Origin of the sequence: Amycolatopsis sp. NPDC049253 (assembly GCF_040678995.1) — a bacterium.
Lineage (GTDB): Bacteria > Actinomycetota > Actinomycetes > Mycobacteriales > Pseudonocardiaceae > Amycolatopsis.
The window spans coordinates 214,895-241,878 of record NZ_JBFAQX010000003.1 but is presented as its reverse complement, the minus strand read 5'-3'; the positions used below and the strand labels follow the sequence as shown (position 1 = coordinate 241,878).

Here is a 26,984-nt window from a genome sequence, read left to right as displayed (position 1 = left end):
AGTGATCGCCAGTGCGCACCGAGCGTGACGAGATCGACTTCGCTGACTCTTCGTGAGCCGAACGCCTCCTGCCGCCCCGACGGAGCCCCCCGGACACGTTCGGTGCGCAAATCCCGTTACGCGGCGCCGATCCACGCGCCACGGTCAGGCAGGCAGAATTCGGGCACCGGCCGGGCCGGCCCGCGGATCCGTCCCGTTCCGCGTCCCCGGACGATCGCCCGGGGGCCTCGAACGGAGCAAGCGTCACCAGGAACGGAGCGTGACGATCCGCTCTTCGAGCTGCTCCACGGTCGCCATGGCGGTCGGCGGGCCGCCGCACACCCTGCGTAGCTCGTTGTGGATCGCGCCGTGGGCCTTTTTCGTGCGGTGGTGGTAGACGCCGACCAGCGCGTTGAGCTCCTTGCGCAGCGAGCCGAGGCGCTCGCTCACCGACTGGGGCCGCGCGGGCGCCGGAGCGGCCTTCTCGGCCTCCGGCTTGCGGCGCTTCTCGTCGGAGAGCTGCTCCTCCTGCCGCTTGCGCAGCAGGGCGCGGACCTGGTCCGGCTCGAGCAGCCCGGGCAGGCCGAGGTACTCCTGCTCCTCGTCGGAGCCGGAGAAGACGGCGGTCCCGAACGAGTTACCGTCGTAAATCACCTGATCGAGCTCAGCCGACGCGCCGAGCGAGGTGAACGCCTTCTCCTCTTCGCCCGGTTCGTCCTCCGTGCGGTTGGCCTGGGCGAGCAGTTCGTCTTCCCAGCCGTCCTTCTCGCGGTGGGGCTTGCCGAGCACGTGGTCGCGCTGCGCCTCCAGCTCGCTGGCCAGCTCCAGCAGCACGGGCACGCTGGGCAGGAAGACGCTCGCCGTCTCGCCCTTCTTGCGGGCCCGCACGTAGCGGCCGATGGCCTGGGCGAAGAACAGCGGGGTCGACGCGCTGGTGGCGTACACGCCGACCGCCAGGCGCGGCACGTCGACGCCTTCGGAGACCATGCGGACGGCCACTATCCAGCGCTCGTTGGTCTCCGAGAACTCCTTGATCCGGCCCGACGCCTTCGGGTCGTCCGACAACACCAGCGTCGGCATCTCCCCCGAGATGCGCTCCAGGATCTTCGCGTACGCGCGCGCCGACTCCTGGTCCGTCGCGATCACCAGACCGCCCGCGTCCGGCACGCCCTGGCGGACCTGCGACAGCCGCGTGTCGGCCGCCTGCAGCACCGCGGGGATCCACTCGCCCGCCGGGTCCAGCGCGGTGCGCCACGCGCGGGCGTTCTGCTCGGCCGTGAGCGGCTCGCCCAGCCGCGCGGTGAACTCCTCGCCCGCGCTGGTCCGCCACGACGCCTCGCCGGAGTAGGCCAGGAACACGACCGGCCGGACCACGCCGTCGGCCAGCGCGTCGGCGTAGCCGTAGGAATGATCGGCCTTGCTGCGCTGGAAGCCGCCCGCGTCGGGCTCGTAGGTGACGAACGGGATGGCCGAGTCGTCGCTGCGGAACGGGGTCCCGGTCAGCGCCAGCCGCCGGCGGGCGGGCGTGAACGCCTCGCGCACCGCGTCGCCCCACGACTTCGCGTCGCCGCCGTGGTGGACCTCGTCGAGGATGACCAGCGTCTTGCGGTTCTCGGTGCGCACGCGGTGCAGCGTCGGGTGCGCGGCGACCTGCGCGTAGGTGACGGCGACGCCGAGGTAGTCCGACGACGTGACACCCGTCGTGTTGCGAAAGTTCGAGTCGATCGGGATCCCGGCCGCCGACGCCGAGGCCGCCCACTGGTGCTTGAGGTGCTCGGTCGGCGTGACGATCGTGACCGCCTCGATGGTGCGGTCCGACAGCAGCTCGGCGGCGATGCGGAGACCGAACACGGTCTTGCCGGCGCCGGGCGTCGCGACCGCGAGGAAGTCCTTCGGCTTGCTCGAGAGGTACTTCGTGAGCGCTCGGCGCTGCCACGCGCGCAGCGGTCGCGCGGTGGAGTCCCGCTCGGCGGGTGGTGCCCCGAGGACCCCCTGCGTCGTCGTCTCGGACAACCTCGCTCACCCCCTCCCCGGGCCGCGAACCGCGGCCGTGACGTGCGAAAACCCCCACTGTGGTACCGGCTTCGACGCCGGCGACTGCGGTGAGGGCACTTCGGGCAGCTTACCTTCCGGGCGCCGCGGCGCCCGGCACCGCCACGGGTGATGTCCCCCGACACGCTCGGAGAGGGGACCCGCGACGAGCCAAATTCCCGCGAATGGACCATGCTGGGACCCACCATGGGTGAGGTGAGACCGGACGCCGACGCGGCGACGGCGACGAAGACGGCACGCAAAGGGCCGTGGCGCCTCATCACGCGCACCTTCGCCAAGGCCTGGGACGGCAACATCTTCTCCGAGGCGGCCGAAGCGGCGTTCTGGCAGACGCTCTCGCTACCGCCCCTGCTGCTCGGGCTGCTGGGCAGCCTCGGCTTCATCGGCGAGTGGTTCGGCCAGGGGGTCGTCACGGCCGTGCACGACCGCATCATCACGTTCTCCCGCACCATCTTCAGCACCAACGCGGTGCAGGAGATCATCGAGCCGACGGTGAACAGCATCCTCACGGTCGGCAAGGGCGAGATCGTGTCGGTGGGCTTCGTCATCTCGCTGTGGGCGGGCTCGTCGGCGATGTCGTCGTTCGTCGACGCCATCACCGTGGCCCACGACCAGTACGGCGTGCGCAACGAGGTGTGGCAACGGATCTTCGCGCTGCTGCTGTACCTGTGCGGGCTCGTGATCCTCGTCGTCGGGCTGCCGCTGCTGGCGATCGGGCCGGACCTGCTGCCGGAGTTCTTCCCCGTCGCCTGGCGCGACACGGTGTCGGCGTGGGTCGGCACGCTCTACTACCCCGTGCTGGGCGTGATGATCGTGCTGGCGCTGACCACGTTGTACAAGCTGGCGCTGCCGCGGCGGCTGCCCTGGCACCGCGGGCTGCCCGGCGCCGTGCTCGCGATGCTCGTGTTCCTCGTCTCCAGCATCGGGCTGCGCATCTACCTCAACTGGATCACCAAGACCGGCTACACCTACGGCGCGCTCGCCGCGCCGATCGCGTTCCTGCTGCTGATGTTCTTCATCGGACTGGCCGTGGTCGGCGGCGCGTACTTCAACAGCGCGATCCAGGAACTGTGGCCCGCCAAGGCGTCCCGGCGCCAGCGCCGCAAGTGGCGCCGGCTCGAGATGGAGCGGGCCAACGAGCGCATGCGGGCCGAGGAAGGGCGCAAGCTCTGGGACCGCACCACGATCCCTTTGCGGCGCCCCAAACGCGCCGCCGACGCCGAACCCGAAGAGCCGCCTGCGGAAGCGGTTCCGGACGAGGACGCGGCAGGCGAACGGCCCGACCGGTCCGGTCACGACGCCGACGCCGATGCCGACGCCGTGCGCAAGCTGCCGTGAAGGGCAGCGCCGTTCCGTAGCGGTGCCCTTCACGGACCGGGGTCACTGCTGCCGGAACCGCCAGGTCTTGCTGTCCACGGCGATGCAGACGCTCGGCGACATCACGATCACGCGCAGGGTGTCGTCGCGCTCGTCGAAGTCGATGCCCTCGACCTCGAAGGTGCCACCGCACCCGCTCTGCAGCGGCAGCCGGCCCAGCGACGTCACGTGGCCGGTCACGTCGGAGCCCGATAGCGGCCCGTCGAGGTCGACCTGCAGGAGCGGCTTAATGGCGCCGAAGAGGCTGCCGTCGGGGTCGTCGGAGGCGCACATCAGGCGCGTGGCCGTGACGAAGTCGCAGCCCTGCACGTCGCGGACCTGGTGGTCCAGGCGGATCGCGGAGGCGTAGGGCAGGTTCTGCGCCGGGTCGGTGAACGCCACGCCGGGCATCGGGTGCACGAGGAGGCGGTCCATCGTGCCCCACTCGCCGGCCACCAGCCAGCGCGCGTCGGGTGAGACGGCGGCGAAGGAGTTGTTGCTCGCCTCCCACGGCTCCAGCGCGTGTTTGTAGTCGGTCTGCGTGCCGTCGGGTGTCTGCACGCGGAAGAGCTTCGCGCCGCGGTCGTCGCGCTGGTAGGGCTCCACGTACCAGCCCTGCGCCGAGCCCGGGTCGCCGACGTGGTTCCAGCCCTGCACGGCCAGCCCGACGTCGACCGTGGCGACGCCGGTGTAGTGGATGGTGGTGCCCGACGGGCGGACGACCGTGGCGAGGCCCTGGCTCTCGTCGAGCGGGCGAGCGCGGTCGGACCCGACGGCGGTCCACCCGGTGACGGCCTGGGCGAGCCCCGGCACGGCGGCCGCAAGCACCACGACGAGGGCGAGGACGATCCCGGTTCTGCGCATGTGGAGGTCTCCTGCTGCGGGAAGGAACTGGCGGGATCGCAGATCTACCAGTTCTTCCCCGGCTCCACAGCCACTGGGTGAATGATTTTCACGTTTTTTCGCCCGGGCGTGCCTGAGCGGCCACGCCCGGGCGCGGGTCAGCGGTTTGAGCAGAGAGGGCGCAAGCGACCGGCTGCGTCGGACGCCGGCGGTTCGTGGACCGGCGCACCCTCGCCAGAGCCTCGCCCGACGGCTCGGGTCGGGCCGGAAGGTTCGCCCGGGCAAGCCGATCCGCCGGTCAAGCGCACGACGACGACCGGCCCCGAGCCGGCGGTGTGTTCGCCCGGGCGTGCCTGAGCGGCCACGCCCGGGACGCGGGTCGTCGGGGTCTGCTCGGCGGGTCTAGGCGTCCCCGCCCGGGCGGAGGCCGTCGTAGATCTCCTTGCAGGCCGGGCAGACCGGGGAGCCCGGCTTGGGCGACTTCGTGACCGGGAAGACCTCGCCGCAGAGCGCCACCACGTGCGTGCCCATGACCGCGCTCTCGGCGATCTTGTTCTTGCGCACGTAGTGGAACATCTTCGGGGAGTCGTCGTCGGTCGACTCGGTGCTGTCGGTCTCCGGCTTCGTCAGCGTCTCGGTGCTCACGCGTCCATCATGCCTCAGTCGCGCGGGTGCCGGAATCACCGGCCGCGGGACTATCGTCAGTGCACCCACGGGCACCGGACGGCGGGAGCCACGTCATGGACGGACCGACCGCGACCAGGCCGCACATGCCGGGCTACGGCATCGCACCCGCTTCGGCCGGGCTGCTGCCGTGGCGCTGGGCCGACGAGCGGCTGCGCACCTCCCACGACTACTGGCTCGCCACCGTCACCCCCGCGGGCCTGCCCCACCTCATGCCCGTGTGGGGCGTGTGGACCGGCGAGCTGCTGTGGTTCTCCTCGTCGCTGCGCTCGGTGAAGGCGCGCAACGTCGCAGCCGGCTCGGCGGTGTCCGTCGCGACGGAGGACCCCGAAGAGCCCGTGGTGCTCAGCGGCGCGGCCGAGCTCGTCGCCGACGCGGACGAGATCCGCGGATTCCTCGACGCGATGAACGCCAAGTACGAGACGACGTACGGGATCGACTTCCTCGACCCGGCCGTGAACGCGTCCGTGCGGGTGCGGCCCGAGGCGGTGTTCGCCTTGCGGGAAAAGGACTTCACGACTTCCCCGACGCGCTGGGAGTTCTCCCGGTGACGGCCTGGGGCGCCGCGGTCGCGCACGTGGGCGGCGACGAGGAGGTGGCCCGCGAAGCCTGGCGCGACCTCGAAGCGCGCTACGGCGAACCGCACCGGCACTACCACGACCTCGCCCACGCCACGGCCGTCGCGCGCGACGGTGCCCAGCTCGCCGCCGAAGCCGGCCTCGGCCCGGACGAGTGCGCCGCGGTCGCGCTGGCCGCGTGGGCGCACGACGTGGTCTACGACGCCGTGCCGGGCGAGGACGAGCGCGCCAGCGCCGCCTGGCTGCGCCACTGGCTCACCCTGGCAGGCGCCGGCGCGCAGCACGTCGCGCGCGCCGAGGCCCTCGTGCTCGCCACCGCGGCCCATGAAGCACCGGAAGCCGACGGAGCGGCCACCGCACTGCTCGACGCCGACCTCGCGATCCTCGGCGCGGCCCCCGCGGCTTACGCCGGGTACGCCGCCGCCGTCCGCCGCGAGTACGCGAAGTACGACGACCGGGCCTGGGCCGCCGGGCGCGCCGCGGTGCTCGCGAACCTGCTGGCCCGGCCCCTGCTGTACCGCAGCGAAACCGCGCGGGCACGCTGGGAGACGCCCGCGCGCCGCAACCTGGCGGCCGAGCTGACCCGCTGGCGGGAGCACGCCGGCGATCACCGATGATGTCCGTCCGTGACCACACAACTCTTCCTCCACGAGGAGGTCGCCTCGGCGTTGCGTGACGGCCACCCCGTCGTCGCCCTCGAGAGCACCATCCTGTCGCACGGGCTGCCCCACCCCCGCAACCTCGACGTCGCCCACCGCCTCGAGCGGGTCGTGCGCGACGGCGGCGCCGTGCCGGCCACGATCGCCGTGCTCGACGGGCGTCCGGTGATCGGCCTGTCGCCCGCGGAGCTGGAGCGCGTGTGCGCGCCGGGCGCCGGGCTGGACAAGCTCTCGCTGCGCGACCTCGGCCCGGCCGTGGGCCTCGGCCGCTCGGGCGCGACGACCGTGGCCGGCACGTCGGCGCTGGCCGCCGCGGCCGGGATCGGCGTCTTCGCCACCGGCGGCCTCGGCGGGGTGCACCTCGGCGCGGCGCAGAGCTGGGACGTGTCGGCGGACCTCGGCGTGCTCGCGAAGGTGCCGACGGTCGTGGTGTGCTCCGGCGTGAAGTCCGTGCTCGACATCGCGGCGACGCTGGAAGTGCTGGAGACCAACTCCGTGCCGGTGCTCGGCTACCGCACCGACGAGTTCCCCGCGTTCTACCTCCGCTCGTCGGGCCACCCGGTGGGCTGGCGCGTGGACGACGCGAAGGAAGCCGCCGCGGTGATCGCCGCGCACCGCGCGTACGCGAATTCCGGTGTGCTGCTGACGAACCCGATCCCGAAAGAGTCCGAAATGGACCGTGAGCAGCACGACCGGCTGCTGGCCGACGGGCTCGCGAAGCTGCGCGACGGCGGCGTGCACGGCTCCGACGTGACGCCCGCGCTGCTGGAGCACTTCCACACCGCGAGCGACGGCGTGAGCATCGACGCCAACGAAGCCCTCGTGCTCAACAACGCCAAGCTCGCCACCGAGGTCGCCGTGGCGCTGGCGGTGCGCGCGTGACCGGCATCGTGGTGGTCGGCGACGCCGGCCTCGACGTGGTCGCCCGCCACGACGAACCCCTCCCCCACGGCGGCGACGCCCGCGCGCAGATCCGCTTCACCGGCGGCGGCGCAGGCGCGAACACCGCGCTGTGGCTGCGTTCGCTGGGCGCCGACACCACCCTGGTGGCCCGCATCGGCGACGACTCGGGCGGCCGGCTGATCAAGGCCGAGCTGGAGGCGACGGGTGTGCGCTGCGCGTTCGCGGTCGACCCCGAGGCGGCCACGTGCTGCGTCGTCGTGATGGTGGACGCCGAAGGCCAGCGCAGCATGCTCGCCGACCGCGGCGCGAACAAGCGGTTCCGGCCCGAGGACGTGACGCCCGAGGCGCTCGCGGGCGCGAGCCACCTGCACCTGTCGGGCTACGTGCTGCTCGACCCGTCGTCACGGCCCGCGGGCCTCGCGGCGCTGGCGGCGGCGAAGGAGGCCGGGCTCACCACGTCGGTCGACCCGCAGGCCGCGGCGCACATCCACGACCCGGCGGCATTCCTCGACGACGTGCGCGGCACCGACCTGCTCATGCCCAACACCGAGGAGCTGGTGGCGCTCACGGGTTCGGCCGATCCGCTGTCGGCGAAGGAACTGCTCGGCACCGTCGGCGCGGTCGTCGTGACGGCGGGCCTCGGCGGCGCCGCCTGGGTCGACACCCACGGCGTGACCACCGTGCCCGCGGTCGAGGCCGAGTGCGTGGACTCCACGGGCGCGGGCGACGCGTTCGACGCGGGGGTGCTCACCGCGTGGCTCGCCGGGCAGTCCACTGTGGACGTGCTGCGCGCGGGGACCCGGCTGGGCGCGCTGGCCGTGAGCCGTGTCGGCCCCCAGCCCTGAGCCTGAAAAACCCGTGGGCGCCACCGCCGGCGAGAACCGGCGGCGGTGGCGCCCACGGGCGAGCTTCAGCCGTCGATCACCCGGTGTTCGCGGTTCTCGATCTGCTTCGCCTCCCGCTCGTAGCGGTTGACGTTCTTCGCCTTGCGCGGCGGCCGGTCGTTGGCGATCAGCACCGCGATCCACGGCAGCGGCACGGAGATCACGAGGAACGTGACCGCGAGCCACCACGTGTGGTAGGTCAGCCCGGCCAGGATCAGGCACGGAATGCGGCACACCATCATGATGATGTACTTCTTCTTGCGTGCGGCCAGCTGATCGTCGTAGGACGGTTCTGCCTCGGTGATGAGCACCGGGGCCGGGCGGGGATCGGAACCTTGGGCGGGCTCGTTCACAGCACCACCTCCACCCCTCATGCTCCCACTCCTGGCCGTCATGCGACACCCGGGTGGGACATCCGCGACAACGCGGCGACGACGAGCGTCTCCACGCCCGCGCGCAGCGTCGGGTGCAGGATCGGCGCGAAGCGCGGCGAGTGGTTCGACGGGATGTCGGTCTCGAAGCGGCCCTCGGTCATCGCCGTGATCACCTCCTGCGGTTCGAGGCCTCCGACCAGCCAGAACACCGAGGGCACGCCGGCCGCCGCGCCGAACTCGCCGAAGTCCTCGCTGCCGGTCACGAGCGGCGCCGGCAGCACGGTGCCGTCGGCGAAGTGCCCGCGGAACACCTCGGTGAGTTCGTCGGACGCGGTCTCGTCGTTCGAGGTCGCCGGGTAGGAGTTGAGCAGCTCGATCGTCGGCGGCTTCGGCGCGTTCGCGCCCGCGGCCTCGGCGTTCACGATGCGTTCGATCGCGGTGCGCAGCCGCAGCAGCACCCCGTCGTCGAAGGCGCGGGTGTTGACTTCGAGCACGGCGTCGTCGGCGATGACGTTGCCGACCGAGCCGACGTGCAGCGAGCCGACGGTGACCACCGCCGGTTCGGTGGCCGCGACCTCGCGGGAGACCACGGTCTGCAGCTTCAGCACCACCGACGCCGCCATCACGGCCGGGTCGACGGTGGTCTCGGGCCGCGAGCCGTGGCCGCCGCGCCCGTGCAGGGTGATGCGCAGCGTGTCCGAAGCCGCCATGAGCACGCCCGGCCTGGTGAGGACCCAGCCGGCCGGACCGGGCACGAGGTGCTGGCCGAAGACCACGTCGGGGCGCCCGGCGAGGTCGAACAGGCCGTCGGCGATCATCTCGGACGCACCGCCGTTGCCCTCTTCCGCGGGCTGGAACACCGTCAGCAGCGTCCCGGACCACTCCCCGCGCGCGGCCGCGAGCAGGCTCGCGGCGCCTGAGAGCCACGTGGCGTGCATGTCGTGGCCGCAGGCGTGCATCACGGGCACGTCGTTGCCCGACTCGTCGACGCCGCGCGCGGTGCTCGCGTACTCGAGGCCGGTCTTCTCCTCGACCGGCAGCGCGTCGATGTCGGCGCGCAGCATCACCGTGGGGCCTTCGCCGTTGCGCAGCACGCCGACCACGCCGGTGCGGCCGACGCCGGTGTGGACCTCGAACCCGTCGGCCTCGAGCCGGCGCGCCAGCTCGGCCGCGGTGCGGGTCTCGGCGAACGCCAGCTCGGGGTGGCGGTGGAAGTCGACGTAGAGCGCCTCCAGGCCGGGCAGGGCCGCGGCAAGGGGAGCGAGGACACGTTCGACGGGATGGGAGGTCACGGAACCCATCGTGGCAGGCTTACCCACCGTGAGCACGAACACGCCTCTGCCCGACCTGTCCGACGACGTCTGCGCGCGCTTGCGCGAGGCCTTCCGGCGCGCCGGCTACGACGCCGACGGGGTGGTCGACGCCCTCGGCGGCGCGGCCCACGCGGCGCTCGGCCGCGGCGAGCCCGAGCCGGCCCGGCGCGCGAGCCTCGACGCGGGGGACCTCGGCACGCTCGTGCGGCTGTTCCTGCTCGGCCTCGCCGAGCCCGAAAAGTCCGTTGCGTCCGCTTTTTCGCCCCTGACACCGGAAGCCGCCGTCGCGGCGGGGATCCTCGCGGCCACGGAGACTTCTCATGACGGCGACGGGTACAAGGCCGCCCTCGACATCCGCCCGCACGGCGACGAGGAGGGCTCCTGGTGGGTGGTGGCCGACCTCGACGCCGACATGCTCGGCCACGTCGTGCCGGAGGACCACGTGCTCGGTGTCGGGCACGCGTCGCTCAGCCTCATCCGCGCCACCAGCAGGCGCCCGGTCGGCACCCTGCTCGACGTCGGGACCGGTAACGGGGTGCAGGCCCTGCACGCCACGCGCCACGCGCAGCGGGTGACGGCCACGGACGTCTCCGCGCGGGCGCTCGCGCTGGCCGCCGGCACGTTCCGGCTCAACGAGCTCGACGTGGAACTGGTGCGCGGCGAGTGGTTCGCGCCGGTCGCGCGGCGCCGGTTCGACCAGATCGTGTGCAACCCGCCGTTCGTGGTCGGACCACCGCGCGTGGACTACACCTATCGCGACTCGGGCCTGGCCGGCGACGACGCCAGCGCGCTCGTCGTGCGCCAGCTGCCGGGGTTCCTCAACGACGGCGGCACCGGGCAGCTGCTGGCTTCCTGGCTCCACACGGGCGGTGAGGACTGGGCCGATCGGGTGGCGCGCTGGCTGCCGGCGGAGACGGACGCGTGGTTCGTGCAGCGCGACGTCGCCGACCCCGCGCTGTACGTGGGCACCTGGCTGCGCGACGAGGGCATCGACCCGCGCTCACCCGAAGGCCGGGTGAAGGCCGCCGCGTGGCTCGACTGGTTCACCGAGAACCGCGTGCAGGGCATCGGCTTCGGCTTCGTCACGCTGCGCCGCGCGGCCGGCAAGACGCCGACCGTGGTGTGCGAAGACCTGCGCCAGGCCTACGACGACCCCCTGGGCCCGGAGGCGGCGAACTGGCTCGACCGCGTCGACTGGCTGCGCACGTACGGCGACGAGCTCATGGGCACCGCCTTCCGCGTGCCCGACAGCGTGCTGCTGGAACGCGTCGACTCCCCTGGCGACGAGGGCTGGGAGACCACCGTGCGGCGCCTGCACCGCACCGACGGACCCGGGTGGCAGCACGAGGTCGACGAGCTCGCCACGCGGCTGCTGGCGGGCTGCCGGGGCGCGCTGGCGCTGGAGGACCTCGTGGAGCTGCTGGCGGCCGCGCAGGGCCTCGACCCGGCGGAGCTGGCCGCGGCCGCGCTGCCCGTGGTGCGTGAGCTCGTGCGGCACGGGATGCTCGTGCCGGCCGCCGCGTCGATTTCACGGTGAGGGCCGTCGCGGCGCGCGTCACCCGGGCGAGTGTGACGGTCGACGGAGAGGTGACGGGCGCGCTCGAAGAACCGGGACTGTTGGTGCTGCTGGGAATTCACGCCGACGACGATCGGGTGAAAGCGGCGACGATGGCGCGCAAGCTCCACGAACTGCGGATCCTGCGCGACGAGCAGTCCTGCGCGACCGCGGGCGCACCGTTGCTGGTGGTGTCCCAGTTCACGCTCTACGGCGACACGCGCAAGGGCCGCCGGCCGTCCTTTGTCGCCGCCGCGCGCCCGGCCGTGGCCGAGCCCCTGGTGGACGCGGTGGTGCAGGAGTTGCGTGACCGTGGGGCATCCGTGGCCACCGGGCGCTTCGGCGCGATGATGGCGGTGGAGAGCGTGAACGACGGTCCGTTCACCGTTCTCGTTGAGGTCTAGACCACTGTCACTCCGCCGCTCTCGGTGCCCGGGAACGTAACCGGGCACCGAGCGGTTCACCCCGAACGCGGATTCTCATGGAATTCTCATGATTATTCCCGCTGTGGCGTGCTTCTCAGCAAAAGCTCAGTTTTGGTGGAGCAACCGGGCGACGGGTGTGCCCGTCCTTTCTTCAGCGAGCCGGGAACGTTTTGGAAACCCGGTGCGTTACCACAAGTGTCCAGCTAAGCCGGCTGGCCGGAGGTCAGGGTTTCCACAGGGCCCGACACCGAAGGCGCAGCACAGGCGAGACACGTTCAGCCCGTGACCGGGGAGGCAGAGAATGTCAGTCCAGACTCTCGAACGCGAAGCGCGCGGGATTCGCGAGCGTGGGATTCCAGCACAGCAGAACGAGGAGCCCGTGAGTGTGGGGACGCTCACGGACGCCGACCTCGACGCCCAGAGCCCGGCCGCCGACCTGGTGCGCGTGTACCTCAACGGCATCGGCAAGACCGCGCTGCTCACCGCGGCGGACGAGGTCGAGCTGGCCAAGCGCATCGAGGCGGGCGTGTTCGCGCAGCACATGCTCGACACCGCCGAAGACCTCACGGCCAAGCGCCGCACCGAGCTCACCGCGCTGGTGCGCGACGGGCACGTGGCGAAGAACCACCTGCTGGAGGCCAACCTCCGCCTCGTGGTCTCGCTCGCGAAGCGCTACACCGGCCGGGGGATGCCGCTGCTCGACCTGATCCAGGAGGGGAACCTGGGTCTGATCCGCGCGGTGGAGAAGTTCGACTACTCCAAGGGGTTCAAGTTCTCGACCTACGCCACCTGGTGGATCCGCCAGGCCATCACCAGGGGGATGGCCGACCAGGGTCGCACCATCCGGCTGCCGGTCCACCTCGTGGAGCAGGTCAACAAGCTCGCCCGCATCCGCCGCGACCTGCACCAGCAGCTCGGCCGTGACGCGACGCACGACGAGCTGGCCGCCGAGTCGGGCATCCCGGTCCACAAGATCTCGGACCTGCTCGACCAGTCGCGCGACCCGGTGAGCCTCGACATGCCCGTGGGCGCCGAGGAAGACGCCCCGCTGGGCGATTTCATCGAGGACTCGGAAGCGACCGACGCCGAGAGCGCCGTCATCTCCGGTCTCCTGCAGGACGACCTGCGCCGCGTGCTCGCGACGCTCGACGACCGCGAGCAGCACGTCATCCGGCTGCGCTACGGCCTCGACGACGGCCAGCCCCGCACGCTGGACCAGATCGGCAAGCACTTCGGCCTGTCGCGCGAGCGCGTGCGCCAGATCGAGCGTGAGGTCATGGCGAAGCTCCGCCAGGGCGAGCGCGCCGACCGGCTGCGTGCCTACGCGTCCTGAATCCTGATGACCCGAAGACCCCGTGGCCCCCGGCCCACGGGGTCTTCGGCGTTTCCGGGCGGATTCCCGCGCGCGCAAAGGCGAACGATCACCGGCGTTTGAGCCTGTTGGTGACTGGGTAGCAATCAGTGGGCAACACCCGTTCGGCCGCGTTGACTTATGACCTTCGTCACGAGACTGTCGTGCTAGGCGAACGGAACGCCAGGTTGAGCCACGCGGTACGGGTGTTCGCATCCGGCCGCTTTCCCCGGGAGGTCGGGTCCGTCGGGGTGGGCCCGGCCTCCCGAACCAAACTCCGGGAGCCGTGAGCCGGCCCCGTGAGTGCCCTGCAACACAGTCGCCACGCGGGTGTGCGGGGAGCCGGAAGCCGCTGAGTACCGTGGTCGGATCCCGATCAGGGCAAAGGAGCCTGGCTGTGCCGTCCACCACGTTTCAGCACACCGAAGTCCTGCCGCTGGGCAAGGACACCACCACCGAGTACCGGCTGGTCACCGCCGACGGCGTCGAAACCGTCGAAGCGGCCGGCCGGAAGTTCCTCAAGGTCGACCCCGCGGCGCTGACCACGCTCGCCCGCACGGCCATCACGGACATCCAGCACCTGTTGCGTACGTCACACCTGCAGCAGCTGCGGGCGATCGTTGACGACCCCGAAGCGAGCGGCAACGACCGGTTCGTCGCGATGGACCTGCTGCGCAACGCGGCCATCTCGGCCGGCGGCGTGCTGCCGATGTGCCAGGACACCGGCACGGCCATCGTCATCGGCAAGCGCTCCGAGGGCGTGCTGACCGGCGGTGACGACGAGCGGGCCCTGTCGGAGGGCATCTTCGACGCCTACCAGCAGCTGAACCTGCGCTACTCGCAGATGGCGCCGACCACCTTCTGGGACGAGCGCAACACCGGCACCAACCTGCCGGCGCAGGTCGAGCTGTACCACAAGGACGGGGAAGGCGACCCGTCGTACGAGTTCCTCTTCATGGCCAAGGGCGGCGGGAGCGCGAACAAGACGTTCCTGTACCAGGAGACCAAGGCCGTGCTGAACCCCAAGCGGCTCGCCCGGTTCCTGGACGAGAAGCTGCGCAGCCTCGGCACCGCGGCGTGCCCGCCGTACCACCTGGCGATCGTCGTCGGCGGCATGTCGGCGGAGTTCAACCTGAAGGTCGCGAAGCTCGCTTCGGCGCGCTACCTCGACACGCTGCCGGCCGAGGGTTCTGAGCTGGGCCACGCGTTCCGCGACCAGGGCCTCGAACAGCAGGTGCTGGAGATGACGCGCCAGTTCGGCATCGGCGCGCAGTTCGGCGGCAAGTACTTCTGCCACGACGTACGCGTGATCCGGCTGCCCCGCCACGGTGCGAGCTGCCCGGTCGGCATTGCCGTGTCGTGCTCGGCCGACCGCCAGGCCAAGGCCAAGATCACGGCCGACGGCGTGTTCATCGAGCAGCTCGAGCGCGACCCCGCGCGCTTCCTGCCGGACGTGACCGAGGACGACCTGTCCGACGAGGTCGTGAGCGTGGACCTCAACCGCCCCATGGCCGAGATCCGCGCGCAGCTTTCCCAGCTGCCGGTGAAGACGCGCCTGTCGCTGTCGGGGCCGCTGGTCGTCGCGCGCGACATCGCGCACGCGAAGATCGCCGAACGCCTCGACGCCGGTGAGGAGATGCCGCAGTACCTCAAGGACCACCCGGTGTACTACGCCGGCCCGGCGAAGACGCCCGACGGCTACGCGTCCGGTTCGTTCGGCCCGACCACGGCCGGGCGCATGGACTCCTACGTCGAGCAGTTCCAGGCCGCGGGCGGCTCGATGGTGATGCTCGCGAAGGGCAACCGCTCCAAGCAGGTCACCGCCGCGTGCCAGAACCACGGCGGCTTCTACCTCGGCTCGATCGGCGGCCCGGCCGCGCGGCTGGCCAAGGACTGCATCAAGAAGGTGGACGTGCTGGAGTACCCCGAGCTCGGCATGGAAGCCGTGTGGAAGATCGAGGTCGAGGACTTCCCCGCCTTCATCGTCATCGACGACAAGGGCAACGACTTCTTCGCCGCCACGAGCGAGCCGGTGCTGCAGATCAGCTTCCGCTAGCCGAACACGGCCGCGCCCCGCCCGCCGAAGCCCGGTGAGCGGGGCGCAGCCGTGTCAGTCGTCGGTGACCTGGGCGATCAGGCGGTCCAGCTCGATCAGCTCCGCGGACGACAGCGCGAGCATCGATTTCGGCGGCTCCCCCAGGATGCGCTCGGCCCGGGCCGCCACCATCGCGCCTTCGGCCGTGACGGTGACGACGCGGCTGCGCCGGTCTTCCGGATGTGGTTCGCGCAGCACCAGGCCGCGGCGGACGAGCTCGTCCACCACGTGCGTGGTGTAGGGCCGGTCGGTGTTCAGCTGCTCGGTGAGCTCGCTCATCGTCAGCGGCCGCGCCGCGACCCGGCGCAGGGCTTTGATCTTGATGAAGCTCATGCCGAGCGCTTCGCAGACCTCACGCTTGCGTTCGTGGCGGTCGAGCACCAGCGCACGCATCCGGGCCCACACCCGGGTGGCGACCTCGGTGTCGGAGTCGGTGCCCATGTCAGGCCCGGACCAGTCCCGTGTCGGTTTCCTCTTCGACGCCCACCCGCCGCGCCGTGGCGTACGCCCAGCGCGTGGTGGTCACCAGCCCCAGCACGAGCACCAGCAGCCCGCAGCCGCCGATGATCCACCAGCCGGCGTGACTGGCGGCCGCGAGACCGCCGGCGAACGGGCCGTGCACCCGCGCCGTGACCACCGCGCCGATCACCGCCACGCCGAGTGACGTGCCGACCTGGCGGCTCGTCGACGCGATCGCCGCGGCCACGCCGGCCTGCGCCCGCGGCATCCCGGACACCGCCGCGTAGGTGATGGGGGCGTTGACCAGGCCGAACCCGACGCCGAACACGACGTAGGCGATGACCAGCCGCCACAGCGGCGTGGTCGACGACAGGTCGAGCATGAGCAGCGCGCCGACCACGGTGCCGATGCCCGCGCCCACCAGCGGCAGCCGCGCGCCGCGGGTGCCCACGAGCCGGCCGGAGATGGGTGCGCAGATCGCGCACATGATGGCCATCGGCAGCGTCAGCAGGCCCGCGTGCAACGCGCTGTAGCCGCGGGTGTCCTGCAGGTAGAGCGAGTTGAGGAAGAGGAACCCGGCCATCGCCGCGATACCGGACACCGCCGTGAGCGTGGCGCCGGAGAACGGCGCGCTGCGGAAGAACCGCGGTTCCAGCAACGGATCTCGTCGCCTTCGTTCGTACGGCACGAACACCGCCACCGAGACCAGGGCGAGCACGAACGCGACGAGGATCTGCGGCGAGCCGTAGCCGGCGTCGCGGCCCTCGATGATGCCGTAGGTCAGCCCGGCGAGGAACACGATCACCAGCAGCTGGCCCACCGGGTCGATCCGGCGCGGCCGCGGCGCGCGCGACTCCGGCACGAACACCGCGGTGAGCACGATCGCGGTGATGATGACCGGCACGTTGATCCAGAAGATCGAGCGCCAGCCGGCCGCGCCCACGAGGAGCCCGCCGAGCACCGGGCCCACGGCCATGGACAGCCCCATCGTGGCGCCCCACATGCCGATCGCGCGTCCGCGTTCCTTCGGATCCGTGAACGTGTTGGTGACGATCGACATCGCCACCGGGTTGAGCATCGACCCGCCGATGGCCTGCAGGGCGCGGAACGCGATGAGCAGGCCCACGCTGGGCGCGAGACCGCACAGCAGCGAGCCGACGCCGAAGAGCACCAGGCCGGTCTGGAACGTCCGCCGCCTCCCGAGCCGGTCGGCCGTCGAGCCCGACAGCATGAGCAGGCTCGCGAGCACGAGCGTGTAGGCGTCGATCGTCCACTGCAGGCTCGACACGGACGCGCCCAGGTCGTGCTGGATGGAGGGCAGCGCCAGGTTCACGATCGTGTTGTCGAGCCCGACGATGAACAGGCTCATGCAACAGACAGCCAGCACGATCTGGCGCCGCCGACGGCTGAGCTCCGGCACGGTACCCCTCGAGGTAGTTGTAGAATCCTAACATTTAGCACACTACAACTAACTGTCCGCGCCTACCGCCGAACGCGGTACAGCTCACGCTGCATCCCGGTCAGCCGGGGAACATCTTCGTAAGCCGGGCGAGGGTCTTCTCGATACCGTCGGCGTTGCGCTTCGGGAAGCCCATCAGCTCGATCGCCAGCGGCGAGGCCGCGGTCGAATAGTCGAACGTCTCGGTCACCGTGGTCTTGTTCGCGCCGGCGGGCTCCAGCAGCCAGCGCCAGCGGTGGCCCACGAAGTGGCGCCACGCGATGAGCCGGTTCTCCTCGAACTCCACCACGGTGTTGCTGATCCGGTACGGCGCGCCCAGCTTCATGTCCATCCCGAACGTCGCGCCGAGCGAGAGCCGGGAAGGGGCCCCGTCACGGCCGCGGCGGACCGTGCCGGACCCGTCGATCAGCGGGTGGTTGGCGGGATCGGCGAGCAGGTCGAACAGCTGCTCGGGTGACGCGGCGACGACCGCGGTGCGCGAGATCTGGCGAGTGCCCATGCCCGGTGAGCCTAGGGCTCCGCCGGTGCGCCCACGATTCGAACGACGGGCGCCCCGAGGGAGATCACCCGGGTACCACGGGGGCGGGTGGCACCCGGGTGACCGCCCGGCCGGGACCGCGTGGCTCGGGCAGCCGGCCCCCCGAACGAGCCACGCGGCTCCGGCCCGGCGAAGCCGTCACCGAGGCGGCGACTGCTTCAGAACCACCGTCCGCTCGCCGAGCGGCGCGGCGAGCGCGACGGAGATGTAGGGGTAGCGCAGGTCCATCGTGCACATCTGGCCGGTCTGCGCCTTGGTCTCGCTCAGGTCCAGCACCACGTGCTGCGCGGTCTGCTCGATCGCCTCGCCGAGGGCGTGGCCGCAGCCGCCCTCCTCGGCGCGGACGTTGATGATCGTGCCGCCGTTGGCCGTGTAGACCTCGTGCGGGAAGCCGGACGGCAGCGCCTTCGCGTCGACCTGGTCCGCGGGGACCGGCGTGCTGCCGGCCGGCACCTCGAACCGGGGTTTGCCCGGCGGGTTGGGAGGTTGCTTCGGCACCGGCGACGGCGAGGTCGAGATGCTGCCGCTCGGCGCCACGGAGTCGCCTCCGGACGCGGGGTTCGTGGCCATGGTCCCTTGGGCGCCGCAGGCTGTCACCGTGGCGAGGATCAGGCCCGTGCCGACCAGCTTCGTCAAGTACCTCATGAGCCAAGGACGGAACGGGAACCGCATCCGGTTGCATCCGCTCACGGACCGGGGCGCAGGACCAGCTTCCGGCCGCCGAGCGGCTCGGCCAGCGGCACGGGCAGCGACACCTCGCGCACGTGCATGGGGCACATCTGGCCGTGGGGCGCCTTGGTGACGGTGACGATCACGACGGCCTGCTGCGCGGTCTCCCCACCGGCCGCGGCCGTGATGTGGTCGCAGCCGGCCTCGTCGGCGTGGATCACGACGACCTTGCCGCCCTGCGCGAGCGTCACGTCGTGGGGATAACCACCGGGCAGCGCCGACGCGTCGATCTGGCCGGGCGCCGGTGCCGTGTCGCCGGGCGGCGTGCCCTGCGTCGGACGGCTCTGCGGCGGGCCGGACGGGGACGGCAGCGGCATCGGCGGGGGAAGCGTGGGGGAAGCCGGTACCGAGGACGTCGCGGGAGAAGGCGACGAGCTCGCCGCGCCGGGCCCCGCCGGCGCGGCCCCTCCGCCGCCGCACGCCGCGGCCGAAAGCAGCAGAACGCTCACACCCAGGACTTTCACCGTTGTCCGCATACCGTGCGGACGGAATCCGGGCCGCGGTGGTTGCACGGGCCGGCCGGAAAGCTCGGAAACTTCAGTCCAGCACGTCCGGCAGGTCGCGCACGGAGTCCAGCACGTGCGTCGCCCCGGCCTCGGTGAGCTCGGCGCGCGTGCCGGCGCCGGTCAGCACCCCGGCCACCACGCGCGCGCCCGCGGACAACCCGGTGCGCACGTCCGAGGGCGTGTCCCCGGCGACGGCGACGTTGCGCACGTCGGTGACGCCCAGGCGCAGCACGGCCGTGAGCACGAGGTCGGGGTACGGGCGGCCGCGCACGCCCTCGCTCGGGGCGAGCGTGAGGTCGGCGAGCTCGCGCCAGCCCAGCGCCTCGAGGATCGCCTGCTGGGTGACGGCCGCGAAGCCGGTGGTCAGCGCGACCTTCACGCCGCCGTGGCGCAGGCCGCGGATCACGTCCTCCGCGCCCGGCACCGGCTCGCAGTCCCCCGCCGCGACGAGGCTCGCGTAGGCGCGTTCGAACTCGGCGTTGGCCCGCTGCGCGAGGTCCTCGGTCGGCAGCAGCGCGCGGAAGACGGTGATCTTCGACTGGCCCATCGTGGCGTTCACGTGCGCGAGCATCGCCGGGAACCGCTCGTCCACTTCGGACACCCCGGCGCCGCCGATCGCGGCGGTGAAGGCGCGCACCACGAGACCGTTGTCGACGACGGTGGTGCCGGCGAGGTCCAGCACCACGAGCTCGGTCGTCACAGGCCCAGCTCCCGCGCGGTGTCCTCGGCGATCGCCGGCGAGCACGTCATGCCGCGCCCGCCGGGTCCGGTGACGAGGAAAGCGTTGTCCGCCAGGCGTTCCCGGTGCACGATCGCGGCCGGGTCGAGGGCCTGGGCGTACACGCCGGCCCAGCGGCGGCGGAGGCGCGGCAAGGGCCGGCCCAGCAGCGCGCCGGCGACCTCGGCGAGGTGCTCGTACGGGTCTTCGGTGACGTCGAAGCCGAAGGGCTGGTCGTACTCGTGCGTGTCGCCGATGGTGAGCGAGCCGTCGAGGCGCTGGACCATGAGCAGCTGCATCGCGTGCGCGGCGGCGACGTCGCCCTGGGGCTGGGTGCGGCCGAGCTCGGCGAGCGCGTCGCCGCGGAAGACCGGGTAGTAGCGGAAGCTGTCGGCGTCGGCGACGCTCGTGGTCAGCGTCTCGCCCAGGGGTTCGGTCTGCGCCATCTGCAGCCGCACGCGGCGGACGGGGACCTCGCCCGCGAGCTCGCGGACGAGGCCGCCGAGCCACGCGCCGGTGCAGAAGATCGTGACGTCGCCTTCGTGGTGGTCGCCGTGGTCGTCGGTGACGCCGGTCTTGGTCAGCGAGCGGACTTCCCGGCCGGGCAGCCAGGTGTAGCGGCCGGTCTTCCGCAGCGCCTCGCGCAGGGCGGGCTGGGCGGCGCGGGGTTCGACGGCCGCATCGCGCTCGCACCACAGTGCGGCCGTGAAGTCGCCGCGCAGAGCCGGGTTCAGCCGGCGGGTCTCGGGCGGGGTGAGGAGCGTGAAGCCGCGCTCGGCCGCGTCGGCCTTCGTCGTCGCGGCTTCGGCGACGGCACGCTCGGCTTCGGTGCGCAGGACCGTGAGCGAGCCGTTGGCGCGGAAACCCAGCGCCGGCGTCTGCTCGGCGATCGTCTGCCACAGCTCGCGGGCACGCAACGCCGTGGTGAGCTCCGGACCGGCCGCCCGGCCGCTGACCCAGACGAGACCGAAGTTGCGCACGGACGCGCCGCGGGCTTCGGTCTCGCGTTCGAGGTGGACGACGTCGTGGCCGCGGTGGATCGCCTGCCACGCGTGCATCGTGCCGAGGACGCCGCCACCGACGATGAGGATTCGCACGAGGGCCACGGTCGTTCAGCGGTGGGAATGGGGAGTTTCGCGGTGGGGAACGGAGAGTGAAGACGTGCGGTGGAGTGGCTCGGGGTTGTTCCCGTCAGAGGCGGCCGCTCGCGACGAACACGGCGAGGGCGAGGATCAGGGCGTTGACCGTGACGTTGCGCCACTCCGCGGCCTTGTGCTGGACGATCGCGAGGCGCGCGTGCATGGCCATCGCGCCGATCATCACCACGACCAGGCCGACGGCGGCCCAGCCCGTGAGGCTCGGCGCGACACCCGTGAGCTGCGGCAGGATTAGGCCGGCCACGGCGATGAGCTCGCAGATCGCGGTGAACCGCACCACCGGCAGCGGATAGGCGGCGGCGCCGGTCTGGCCCGTTTCGAGCATGCGCTCGCGCGACATCGTGGACTTGAGCGAGCCGGACAGGGCGAAGAGCACGGCGAGGACGATCTGTCCGGCCCAGAGTGCGGCGTGCACGGGGTCTCCCTCCGAATGGCGGTCGCGGAGGGAACGAGGGAGCGCCGCGAGGTGTGACAGCGGGGATTTGCCGCCCCTTGAGGCCGCCCGCTGTGGTTGGCTGTCGCTGCCCGCCACCGGTGAAAGGAACCCACGATGCCGCTCGCCCGCCGGCTGGGGCTGACCGATGCCGTGTTCCTCGGACTCGGGTCGATGATCGGCGCGGGGGTGTTCGCGGCGTTCGCGCCCGCGGCCGGCGCCGCCGGGGCCGGGCTGCTGCCCGCGCTGGGGATCGCGGCGGTGGTCGCCTTCTGCAACGCGACGTCGTCGGCTCGGCTGGCGGCGCGGCACCCGGAGTCGGGCGGCACCTACGTGTACGGGCGGGCGCGGCTCGGCGAGTTCTGGGGGTACCTCGCCGGCTGGGGGTTCGTCACCGGCAAGACGGCGAGCTGCGCGGCGATGACGCTGACCGTCGTGGCGTACGGGGCCCCCGGTGTGGGGCAGCCGTGGCGTGCGGTGATCGCCGTCGGGGTCGTGGCCGCCGTGACGGGGGTCAACTGCCTCGGGGTGCACCGGTCGGCGCTGGCGACGCGGGTGATCGTGGTGGTCACGCTGGTGGTGCTGGCGGCGGCGGTCGCGAGTGCGACGTCCGGCGGGTTCGTCGCCGAGCCGTTCGCGCCGTTCGACGGCGGCGGGGTGCTGACGGCGGCGGGGCTGCTGTTCTTCGCGTTCGCCGGGTACGCGCGGCTGGCGACGCTCGGGGAGGAAGTGCGCGACCCCGCGCGGACCATTCCGAGGGCGATCCCGATCGCCCTCGGGCTGACACTGGTGGTCTACGCCGTGGTCGCCCTCGCCCTCCTGCTCACGCTGGGGCCGCAGCGGCTGGCGGCGAGCGCGGACCCGATCGCGGAGGCGGCGGCGCCGTGGCTCGCGCCGGTCGTGCGGGCCGGTGCGGCGCTGGCGTCGCTGGGTTCGTTGCTGGCGCTGGTGCTCGGCGTCTCGCGCACGACGCTGGCGATGGCCCGTGACGGCTATCTGCCGCGCGCGCTCGCCTCGGTGCACCCGCGGTTCGAGGTGCCGCAGCGGGCGGAGCTGGCGGTGGGCGTGGTGGTGGCCGTGCTCGCCACGACGGTGGATCTCCGGGGGGCCATCGGGTTCTCGTCGTTCGCGGTGCTCGCGTACTACGCGATCGCCAACGCAGCGGCGTTGCGGCTGCGGGCGGAGGAGAACCCAGCGCCGCGGATCGTCGCGGTTGCGGGGCTGGCGGGGTGCGCGGTGCTGGCGTTCAGCCTGCCGTGGCCGTCGGTGGTGGCGGGGTGCGCGGCGCTGGCGCTCGGGGCGCTGGCGTACCTCGTGCGGCGGCCGACCGTCCGGCACTGAACCGGTTCCGTGACCCGAGGGGACCGCTCGCCCGAAAGATCCGAAGAAAGTTGGTTGTCCGGTTGTCCGGGGTCTGGTGTAGTCGAGTCATCACTCCCCGTATCCCCATTCCTCTGTGGACACCGGAAGGACGGATCCCCCATGACCTTCAAGAGACGGTTCACCCTGCTCGGAAAAGCTCTCGTCGGCGTCACGGCGCTGGCCGCCGCGGTCGGGCTCGCGACCCCCGCCGTCGCCGGCCCGCCGCCGTCGACGAACGGCACCCAGGTGGTGGGCGGCAGCCGGGCAGCGTCAGGTGAGTTCCCTTGGATGGTAAGGCTTTCCATGGGCTGCGGCGGCGCGCTGTACACGCCGCAGATCGTGCTCACCGCCGCCCACTGCGTCACGCGCACCGGCTCGAACACGTCGATCACGGCGACGCTCGGCGTGGTCGACCTGCAGAGCTCCAGCGCGAAGAAGGTGCGCTCCAGCTACGTCTACCGCTCCACCACGTACGACACGACCGGCGGTGACTGGGCGCTGATCAAGCTCGCGAGCCCCGTCTCCGGCATCCCGACGCTGCCGCTCGCCTCCAGCACTTCCCTCAACACCGGCACGTTCACCGTCGCGGGCTGGGGCGCCGCGACCGAGGGCGGCGCACAGCAGCGTTACCTGCTGAAGGCGCAGGTGCCGTTCGTCAGCGACTCGACGTGCAAGGCCCAGGGCGGCGACTACTCCGGTCTCATCGCCAATGCGGAAATCTGTGCGGGCAACGTCTCCGCGGGTGGCGTCGACACCTGCCAGGGCGACTCCGGCGGCCCGATGTTCCGCCGCGACACGGCCGGCGAGTGGGTCCAGGTCGGCATCACGAGCTGGGGCACCGGCTGCGCCCGCGCCCACGCGCCCGGCGTGTACACCGAGGTGACGAGCTTCGCGAGCGCGATCGCTTCGGCGGCTTCGAAGATCTGACCCCGGCGGCCGGGGATGGCGTGGCGCCGGTGCGCCACGCCATTCCCGGCCGCGGCGGAGACCGTCCGGTTCAGCGGGTCTTTTCCAGCCGTACCAACGCTTCCTCGTAGCCGCTCACCAGCTCCCCCATCACCTCGGCCACCGGGCGGACGCGGTCCATCCGGCCGACGATCTGGCCCACCGGCATCGACACCGCGGCCGGGTCGCTCGCGGCGTGGATGCGGTTGTGGGCGTGGGAGACCAGGAGGTTCTGCAACGGCATCGGCAGCGGTTCGGGCGCGCCGGGAGCGGCCCAGGCGTCCGTCCAGCGCGTTTTGAGCAGGCGGGCCGGCTTGCCGGTGTAGATGCGGGTGCGGACGGTGTCGGCCGAAGTCGCGTCGACCAGCGCCGTCTGCATCGCGCCGGAGCCCGGCATGGTGCGGCGGTACTCCTCGGTGGCGAGCCAGAACGAGCCCATCCACACGCCCGTCGCGCCGAGCGCCAGCGCGGCCGCGACCTGCCGGCCGGAGCCGATGCCGCCGGCCGCGAGCACCGGGACCTGTGCGCCCACGGCGTCGACGATCTCCGGCACCAGCACCATCGACGCGATCTCGCCGGTGTGCCCGCCGGCCTCGTACCCTTGTGCCACCACGAGATCCACGCCGCGCGCGACGTGGCGGGCCGCGTGCTCGCCCTTGCCCGCGAGCGCCGCCACGGGCACACCGGCGGCGTGCGCGCGGTCGATCACGTCTTCGGGCGGCGAGCCCAGCGCGTTGGCGATGAGGCTGATGCGGTGCTTGAGCGCGACGTCCACATGGGATCGCGCGACGGAGTGCAGCCAGCCGAGCACGCCGGCGCGTTCGTCGGTGTCGTCGGGCAGCGGGGGCACGGCGAGATCCCGCAGCACTTTGTCGACAAAGGACCGGTGGGCGTCGGGGATGAGCTTGGTGAGATCGACCTGGGTGCCCTCGGCGGGGATCTTCGCGGGCATCACGATGTCGACGCCGTAAGGCTTTCCACCGGTGTTCTCGTCCATCCAGGACAGGACGGCGTCGAGCTCGGCGGCGTCGTTGAACCGCACGCAGCCGAGCACGCCGAGGCCGCCCGCGCGACTGATCGCGGCGGCGACGTGCTCCGACGGCGTGAAGCCGACGATCGGCAGGTCGATGCCGAACCGGTCGCAGAGGGAAGTCCGCATGCGCGCTCCTAGGCGGGTTCGTGCTCGGCGGCGTAGCGCTGGGCCCACGGGTAGTCGGGTTTGCCACTGGGCGAACGGCCGATCTCGTCGGCGAGCCACACCGTGCGCGGCACCTTGTAGCCGGCGATCTCCGTGCGCACGTGTGCCTCGATCGCCGCGAGGTCGGGTGCCACCCCGGGCCGCGGCTGCACGACGGCGGCCACGCGCTGGCCGAGGCGCTCGTCGGGCACGCCGATCACGAGCGCGTCGAACACGTCGGGGTGGGATTTCAGTGCGCCCTCGACCTCTTCGGGATACACCTTTTCGCCGCCGGTGTTCACGCACTGCGAGCCGCGCCCGAGCAGGGTGACGGTGCCGTCGGCCTCGTAGCGGGCGTAGTCGCCCGGCACGACGTAGCGCACGCCGTCCACGTCGGCGAAGATCGTGCGGCTCTTCTCGGGGTCGTTGTGGTAGCCCAGCGGCACGTGGCCGCTGCGGCCGATGAGCCCGACGGCACCGGGCTCGCGTTCGACGACCGAACCGTCCTCGCCGAGCAGGATCGCGTCCTTGCCGAACTGGACGCGCGGACCGGCGCTGTGGTCGGAGTCCCTGCCCACCATGCCGATCCCGGTGAAACCGCTTTCCGACGAGCCGATCGCGTCGGTGAGCACGACGCCGGGCAGCAGCGCGAGCAGCTCCTGCTTCACCGACTGCGAGAACAGCGCGGCATGACTGGACACGGCGACGAGCGACGACGCGTCGTAGTCACCCTCGCGGTAGGCCTCCACGAGCGGGCGCGCCATCGCGTCGCCGACGATGGTCAGCACCTGGACCTCGTGCTCCTGCACGGCTTTCCACACGTCGTGCGCGTCGAACTGCGGCACGAAGACCACCGGGCTGCCGGTGAACAGCGCGCCGAACGCGGCCCACTGCGCGGCGCCGTGGATGAGCGGCGCGGCGGGCAGCCTGGTCAGGCTGCCGCTCTTGCCCTGCTCGGCGAGCGTCCACTCGTCGGGCACGTACTCGCCGGTGACGAAGTTGATGCCGCCGCCGAGCGCGCGCCAGATGTCCTCGTGGCGCCAGAGCACGCCTTTCGGGTAGCCGGTGGTGCCGCCGGTGTAGAGGATGTAGAGGTCGTCGGCGCTGCGTTCGGGAAAGTCGCGGCAGGGGTCGTGCTGCGCGAGCGCTTCCTCGTAGGCGACGCCTTCGTAGGCCGCGTCCGACCCGTCTTCGACGACGACAACGTGTTTCAGTTTCGGCGTCTCGGGCAGGACTTCCGCCACCTTGCCGGCGAAACGGCGCTCATGCACGAGGGCGACCAGATCGGCGTTGCCGAACAGGTACTTCAGCTCGCCGGGCACGTAGCGGTAGTTCACGTTCACGGCGACGGCGCGCAGCTTGTACGCGGCGAACATCGACTCCAGGGCCTCGATGGAGTTGCGGGAATAGACACCGATGTGGGACCCGGGTCCCACGCCGTGGGCGGCGAGGTGGTGCGCCAGGCGGTTCGCGCGGGCCTCCAGCTCGGCGAACGTCACCTGCCTCGCGCCGCACACGACCGCGACACGCTCCGGCACGGCGTCGACGGCGTGCTCGAGTAGATCCGCGATGTTGAGTGCCACGCCACTCAAAGTAGAACATGTTATTGTTCTGGGCAATGCCCCGCCTCGCCCGGGAGGTTTCTTTGTCTGCACCCCACGCCCTCGTGTCGCTGGAAGGCCAGACCCTCGTGGTGACGATGAACCGCCCCGAGGCCCGCAACGCGCTCACGGGCGAGATGCTCGCGATCATGACCTCGGCGTGGGACCGCGTGGACGCCGATCCCGAGGTGCGCTCCTGCGTGCTCACCGGCGCCGGCGGCGCCTTCTGCGCGGGCGCCGACCTGAAGTCGATGTCCCGCAACGCCCCGTCCGACGCGTTCGGCTCGGGCACCTTCGACCCGAGCCGCATCGACGGCCTCCTGAAGGGCCGCCGCCTGTCGAAACCGTTGATCGCGGCCGTCGAGGGCCCCGCCATCGCCGGCGGCACCGAAATCCTCCAGGCGACCGACATCCGCGTCGCCGGCGCATCCGCCCGCTTCGGCGTCTCCGAGGCCCGCTGGGGCCTGTTCCCCCTGGGCGGCTCCGCCGTGCGCCTCCCCCGGCAGATCCCCTACACACTCGCCGCCGACCTGCTCCTCACCGGCCGCCACCTGTCGGCCGCCGAGGCCCTCGCCTGCGGCCTCATCGGCCACGTCGTCCCGGACGGCACCGCCCTGACCCGCGCGCTGGAGCTGGCGTCACTCATCAACGCCAACGGCCCCGTCGCGGTCCGCGCCATCCTCCGCACCGTGCGCGACACCGAAGGCCTGCCGGAGAACGAGGCGTTCAAGCTGGACGCGAAGTACGGCATGGAGGTCTTCGCGTCGGCCGATGCGAACGAGGGGCCGAGGGCGTTCGCGGAGAAGAGGAAGCCGCGGTTCGAGGGTTGCTGAGCCGGACGTCCGGCGC

Annotated in this window: 27 protein-coding genes; 12 read left to right on the top strand and 15 right to left on the bottom strand. The window is 72.0% G+C overall.

Annotated elements, in window-relative coordinates:
- Positions 1–243 precede the first annotated feature (243 nt).
- Entirely contained in the window at positions 244–1,992 is a 1,749-nt protein-coding gene (locus AB0K15_RS08680; protein ID WP_364047323.1) for a DEAD/DEAH box helicase, read from the bottom strand.
- A gap of 225 nt (positions 1,993–2,217) precedes the next feature.
- Between AB0K15_RS08680 and AB0K15_RS08675 the strand changes: the two genes are divergently transcribed.
- On the top strand, positions 2,218–3,369 hold the full coding sequence (locus tag AB0K15_RS08675; RefSeq protein WP_364047321.1) for a YihY/virulence factor BrkB family protein: 1,152 nt from the start codon (positions 2,218–2,220) through the stop codon (positions 3,367–3,369).
- 42 nt (positions 3,370–3,411) lie between these two features.
- Here the strand turns inward: AB0K15_RS08675 and AB0K15_RS08670 are convergent, their stop codons facing one another.
- Both AB0K15_RS08670 and AB0K15_RS08665 read right to left on the bottom strand, forming a co-directional pair.
- On the bottom strand, positions 3,412–4,251 hold the full coding sequence (locus AB0K15_RS08670; RefSeq protein ID WP_364047319.1) for a hypothetical protein: 840 nt from the start codon (positions 4,249–4,251) through the stop codon (positions 3,412–3,414).
- Positions 4,252–4,632: 381 nt separating this feature from the next.
- On the bottom strand, positions 4,633–4,875 hold the full coding sequence (locus AB0K15_RS08665) for a DUF3039 domain-containing protein (protein ID WP_364047317.1): 243 nt from the start codon (positions 4,873–4,875) through the stop codon (positions 4,633–4,635).
- Between the two features lie 95 nt (positions 4,876–4,970).
- Here AB0K15_RS08665 and AB0K15_RS08660 point away from each other — a divergent pair, with 95 nt between their 5' ends.
- The 4 genes from AB0K15_RS08660 to AB0K15_RS08645 are packed head-to-tail and all read left to right on the top strand — an operon-like array spanning position 4,971 to position 7,899.
- Complete coding sequence (locus tag AB0K15_RS08660; RefSeq protein ID WP_364047315.1) at positions 4,971–5,465, top strand: pyridoxamine 5'-phosphate oxidase family protein; 495 nt, start codon at positions 4,971–4,973, stop codon at positions 5,463–5,465.
- Positions 5,462–6,109 (top strand): hypothetical protein, encoded by a 648-nt coding sequence (locus AB0K15_RS08655; RefSeq protein WP_364047313.1) that lies wholly within the window; start codon positions 5,462–5,464, stop codon positions 6,107–6,109. The genes AB0K15_RS08660 and AB0K15_RS08655 overlap by 4 nt, the downstream gene beginning before the upstream one ends.
- A 9-nt stretch (positions 6,110–6,118) precedes the next feature.
- On the top strand, positions 6,119–7,033 hold the full coding sequence (locus AB0K15_RS08650; RefSeq protein WP_364047311.1) for a pseudouridine-5'-phosphate glycosidase: 915 nt from the start codon (positions 6,119–6,121) through the stop codon (positions 7,031–7,033).
- On the top strand, positions 7,030–7,899 hold the full coding sequence (locus tag AB0K15_RS08645) for a carbohydrate kinase family protein (protein ID WP_364047309.1): 870 nt from the start codon (positions 7,030–7,032) through the stop codon (positions 7,897–7,899). The genes AB0K15_RS08650 and AB0K15_RS08645 overlap by 4 nt, the downstream gene beginning before the upstream one ends.
- 65 nt (positions 7,900–7,964) lie before the next feature.
- Here AB0K15_RS08645 and AB0K15_RS08640 read toward each other — a convergent pair whose 3' ends face one another.
- Complete coding sequence (locus tag AB0K15_RS08640) at positions 7,965–8,312, bottom strand: DUF3099 domain-containing protein (protein ID WP_360596894.1); 348 nt, start codon at positions 8,310–8,312, stop codon at positions 7,965–7,967.
- A 17-nt stretch (positions 8,313–8,329) separates the two neighbouring features.
- Entirely contained in the window at positions 8,330–9,613 is a 1,284-nt protein-coding gene (locus AB0K15_RS08635; RefSeq protein WP_364047306.1) for an amidohydrolase, read from the bottom strand.
- Positions 9,614–9,632: 19 nt separating this feature from the next.
- Between AB0K15_RS08635 and AB0K15_RS08630 the strand changes: the two genes are divergently transcribed.
- The 4 genes from AB0K15_RS08630 (at position 9,633) to AB0K15_RS08615 (ending at position 15,012) form a co-directional block, all read left to right on the top strand.
- The gene (locus AB0K15_RS08630) at positions 9,633–11,162 is read left to right on the top strand and encodes a class I SAM-dependent methyltransferase (protein WP_364047303.1); all 1,530 of its coding nucleotides are present in this window, start codon (positions 9,633–9,635) and stop codon (positions 11,160–11,162) included.
- Entirely contained in the window at positions 11,159–11,584 is a 426-nt protein-coding gene (gene dtd, locus AB0K15_RS08625; protein ID WP_364047300.1) for a D-aminoacyl-tRNA deacylase, read from the top strand. Before AB0K15_RS08630 ends, dtd begins: the two co-directional genes overlap by 4 nt.
- Before the next feature lie 322 nt (positions 11,585–11,906).
- A complete protein-coding gene (locus AB0K15_RS08620) occupies positions 11,907–12,938 on the top strand; it encodes a sigma-70 family RNA polymerase sigma factor (RefSeq protein WP_364047297.1) in 1,032 nt (343 codons plus the stop codon).
- A gap of 415 nt (positions 12,939–13,353) precedes the next feature.
- Positions 13,354–15,012, top strand: coding sequence for a fumarate hydratase (locus AB0K15_RS08615; RefSeq protein WP_364047294.1), 1,659 nt, complete (start codon positions 13,354–13,356; stop codon positions 15,010–15,012).
- A gap of 54 nt (positions 15,013–15,066) precedes the next feature.
- On the opposite strand, the gene AB0K15_RS08610 is transcribed toward AB0K15_RS08615, so the two are convergent.
- The 8 genes from AB0K15_RS08610 to AB0K15_RS08575 form a co-directional block, all read right to left on the bottom strand.
- Positions 15,067–15,492, bottom strand: coding sequence for a MarR family transcriptional regulator (locus tag AB0K15_RS08610; protein WP_364047291.1), 426 nt, complete (start codon positions 15,490–15,492; stop codon positions 15,067–15,069).
- 1 nt (position 15,493) lies between these two features.
- Entirely contained in the window at positions 15,494–16,897 is a 1,404-nt protein-coding gene (locus tag AB0K15_RS08605) for an MFS transporter (protein ID WP_364047965.1), read from the bottom strand.
- A 133-nt stretch (positions 16,898–17,030) separates the two neighbouring features.
- The gene (locus AB0K15_RS08600; RefSeq protein ID WP_364047288.1) at positions 17,031–17,468 is read right to left on the bottom strand and encodes an SRPBCC family protein; all 438 of its coding nucleotides are present in this window, start codon (positions 17,466–17,468) and stop codon (positions 17,031–17,033) included.
- A 177-nt stretch (positions 17,469–17,645) separates the two neighbouring features.
- Positions 17,646–18,152, bottom strand: coding sequence for a hypothetical protein (locus tag AB0K15_RS08595; protein ID WP_364047285.1), 507 nt, complete (start codon positions 18,150–18,152; stop codon positions 17,646–17,648).
- A 41-nt stretch (positions 18,153–18,193) separates the two neighbouring features.
- Positions 18,194–18,685 carry a hypothetical protein gene (locus AB0K15_RS08590; protein WP_364047282.1) on the bottom strand — a complete coding sequence of 164 codons (492 nt, stop codon included), beginning with the start codon at positions 18,683–18,685 and terminating at the stop codon, positions 18,194–18,196.
- Positions 18,686–18,773: 88 nt separating this feature from the next.
- Positions 18,774–19,442 carry a phosphonatase-like hydrolase gene (locus tag AB0K15_RS08585; RefSeq protein ID WP_364047279.1) on the bottom strand — a complete coding sequence of 223 codons (669 nt, stop codon included), beginning with the start codon at positions 19,440–19,442 and terminating at the stop codon, positions 18,774–18,776.
- Positions 19,439–20,557, bottom strand: a complete 1,119-nt coding sequence (locus AB0K15_RS08580) for a TIGR03364 family FAD-dependent oxidoreductase (protein WP_364047276.1) — start codon at positions 20,555–20,557, stop codon at positions 19,439–19,441. The genes AB0K15_RS08585 and AB0K15_RS08580 overlap by 4 nt, the downstream gene beginning before the upstream one ends.
- Before the next feature lie 94 nt (positions 20,558–20,651).
- Positions 20,652–21,032 (bottom strand): DoxX family protein, encoded by a 381-nt coding sequence (locus AB0K15_RS08575; RefSeq protein ID WP_364047273.1) that lies wholly within the window; start codon positions 21,030–21,032, stop codon positions 20,652–20,654.
- Positions 21,033–21,167: 135 nt separating this feature from the next.
- Here AB0K15_RS08575 and AB0K15_RS08570 point away from each other — a divergent pair, with 135 nt between their 5' ends.
- Positions 21,168–22,391 carry an amino acid permease gene (locus AB0K15_RS08570; RefSeq protein WP_364047270.1) on the top strand — a complete coding sequence of 408 codons (1,224 nt, stop codon included), beginning with the start codon at positions 21,168–21,170 and terminating at the stop codon, positions 22,389–22,391.
- Between the two features lie 141 nt (positions 22,392–22,532).
- Positions 22,533–23,339 carry a serine protease gene (locus AB0K15_RS08565; protein ID WP_364047267.1) on the top strand — a complete coding sequence of 269 codons (807 nt, stop codon included), beginning with the start codon at positions 22,533–22,535 and terminating at the stop codon, positions 23,337–23,339.
- A gap of 70 nt (positions 23,340–23,409) precedes the next feature.
- Here AB0K15_RS08565 and AB0K15_RS08560 read toward each other — a convergent pair whose 3' ends face one another.
- Both AB0K15_RS08560 and AB0K15_RS08555 read right to left on the bottom strand, forming a co-directional pair.
- Positions 23,410–24,516, bottom strand: coding sequence for a nitronate monooxygenase family protein (locus AB0K15_RS08560; RefSeq protein ID WP_364047264.1), 1,107 nt, complete (start codon positions 24,514–24,516; stop codon positions 23,410–23,412).
- An 8-nt stretch (positions 24,517–24,524) separates the two neighbouring features.
- On the bottom strand, positions 24,525–26,117 hold the full coding sequence (locus tag AB0K15_RS08555; RefSeq protein ID WP_364047261.1) for an acyl-CoA synthetase: 1,593 nt from the start codon (positions 26,115–26,117) through the stop codon (positions 24,525–24,527).
- 62 nt (positions 26,118–26,179) lie between these two features.
- Between AB0K15_RS08555 and AB0K15_RS08550 the strand changes: the two genes are divergently transcribed.
- Positions 26,180–26,968 (top strand): crotonase/enoyl-CoA hydratase family protein, encoded by a 789-nt coding sequence (locus AB0K15_RS08550; protein WP_364047258.1) that lies wholly within the window; start codon positions 26,180–26,182, stop codon positions 26,966–26,968.
- Positions 26,969–26,984 lie beyond the last annotated feature (16 nt).

What these genes read in the sequence shown, in the direction of transcription:
- AB0K15_RS08635 (WP_364047306.1), bottom strand. Translation starts at nt 9,613, where the DNA reads ATGGGTTCCGTGACCTCCCATCCCGTCGAACGTGTCCTCGCTCCCCTT.
- AB0K15_RS08670 (WP_364047319.1), bottom strand. Translation starts at nt 4,251, where the DNA reads ATGCGCAGAACCGGGATCGTCCTCGCCCTCGTCGTGGTGCTTGCGGCC.
- AB0K15_RS08565 (WP_364047267.1), top strand. Translation starts at nt 22,533, where the DNA reads ATGACCTTCAAGAGACGGTTCACCCTGCTCGGAAAAGCTCTCGTCGGC.
- AB0K15_RS08640 (WP_360596894.1), bottom strand. Translation starts at nt 8,312, where the DNA reads ATGAGGGGTGGAGGTGGTGCTGTGAACGAGCCCGCCCAAGGTTCCGAT.
- AB0K15_RS08595 (WP_364047285.1), bottom strand. Translation starts at nt 18,152, where the DNA reads ATGAGGTACTTGACGAAGCTGGTCGGCACGGGCCTGATCCTCGCCACG.
- AB0K15_RS08600 (WP_364047288.1), bottom strand. Translation starts at nt 17,468, where the DNA reads ATGGGCACTCGCCAGATCTCGCGCACCGCGGTCGTCGCCGCGTCACCC.
- AB0K15_RS08610 (WP_364047291.1), bottom strand. Translation starts at nt 15,492, where the DNA reads ATGGGCACCGACTCCGACACCGAGGTCGCCACCCGGGTGTGGGCCCGG.
- AB0K15_RS08570 (WP_364047270.1), top strand. Translation starts at nt 21,168, where the DNA reads ATGCCGCTCGCCCGCCGGCTGGGGCTGACCGATGCCGTGTTCCTCGGA.
- AB0K15_RS08660 (WP_364047315.1), top strand. Translation starts at nt 4,971, where the DNA reads ATGGACGGACCGACCGCGACCAGGCCGCACATGCCGGGCTACGGCATC.
- AB0K15_RS08560 (WP_364047264.1), bottom strand. Translation starts at nt 24,516, where the DNA reads ATGCGGACTTCCCTCTGCGACCGGTTCGGCATCGACCTGCCGATCGTC.
- AB0K15_RS08620 (WP_364047297.1), top strand. Translation starts at nt 11,907, where the DNA reads ATGTCAGTCCAGACTCTCGAACGCGAAGCGCGCGGGATTCGCGAGCGT.
- AB0K15_RS08675 (WP_364047321.1), top strand. Translation starts at nt 2,218, where the DNA reads ATGGGTGAGGTGAGACCGGACGCCGACGCGGCGACGGCGACGAAGACG.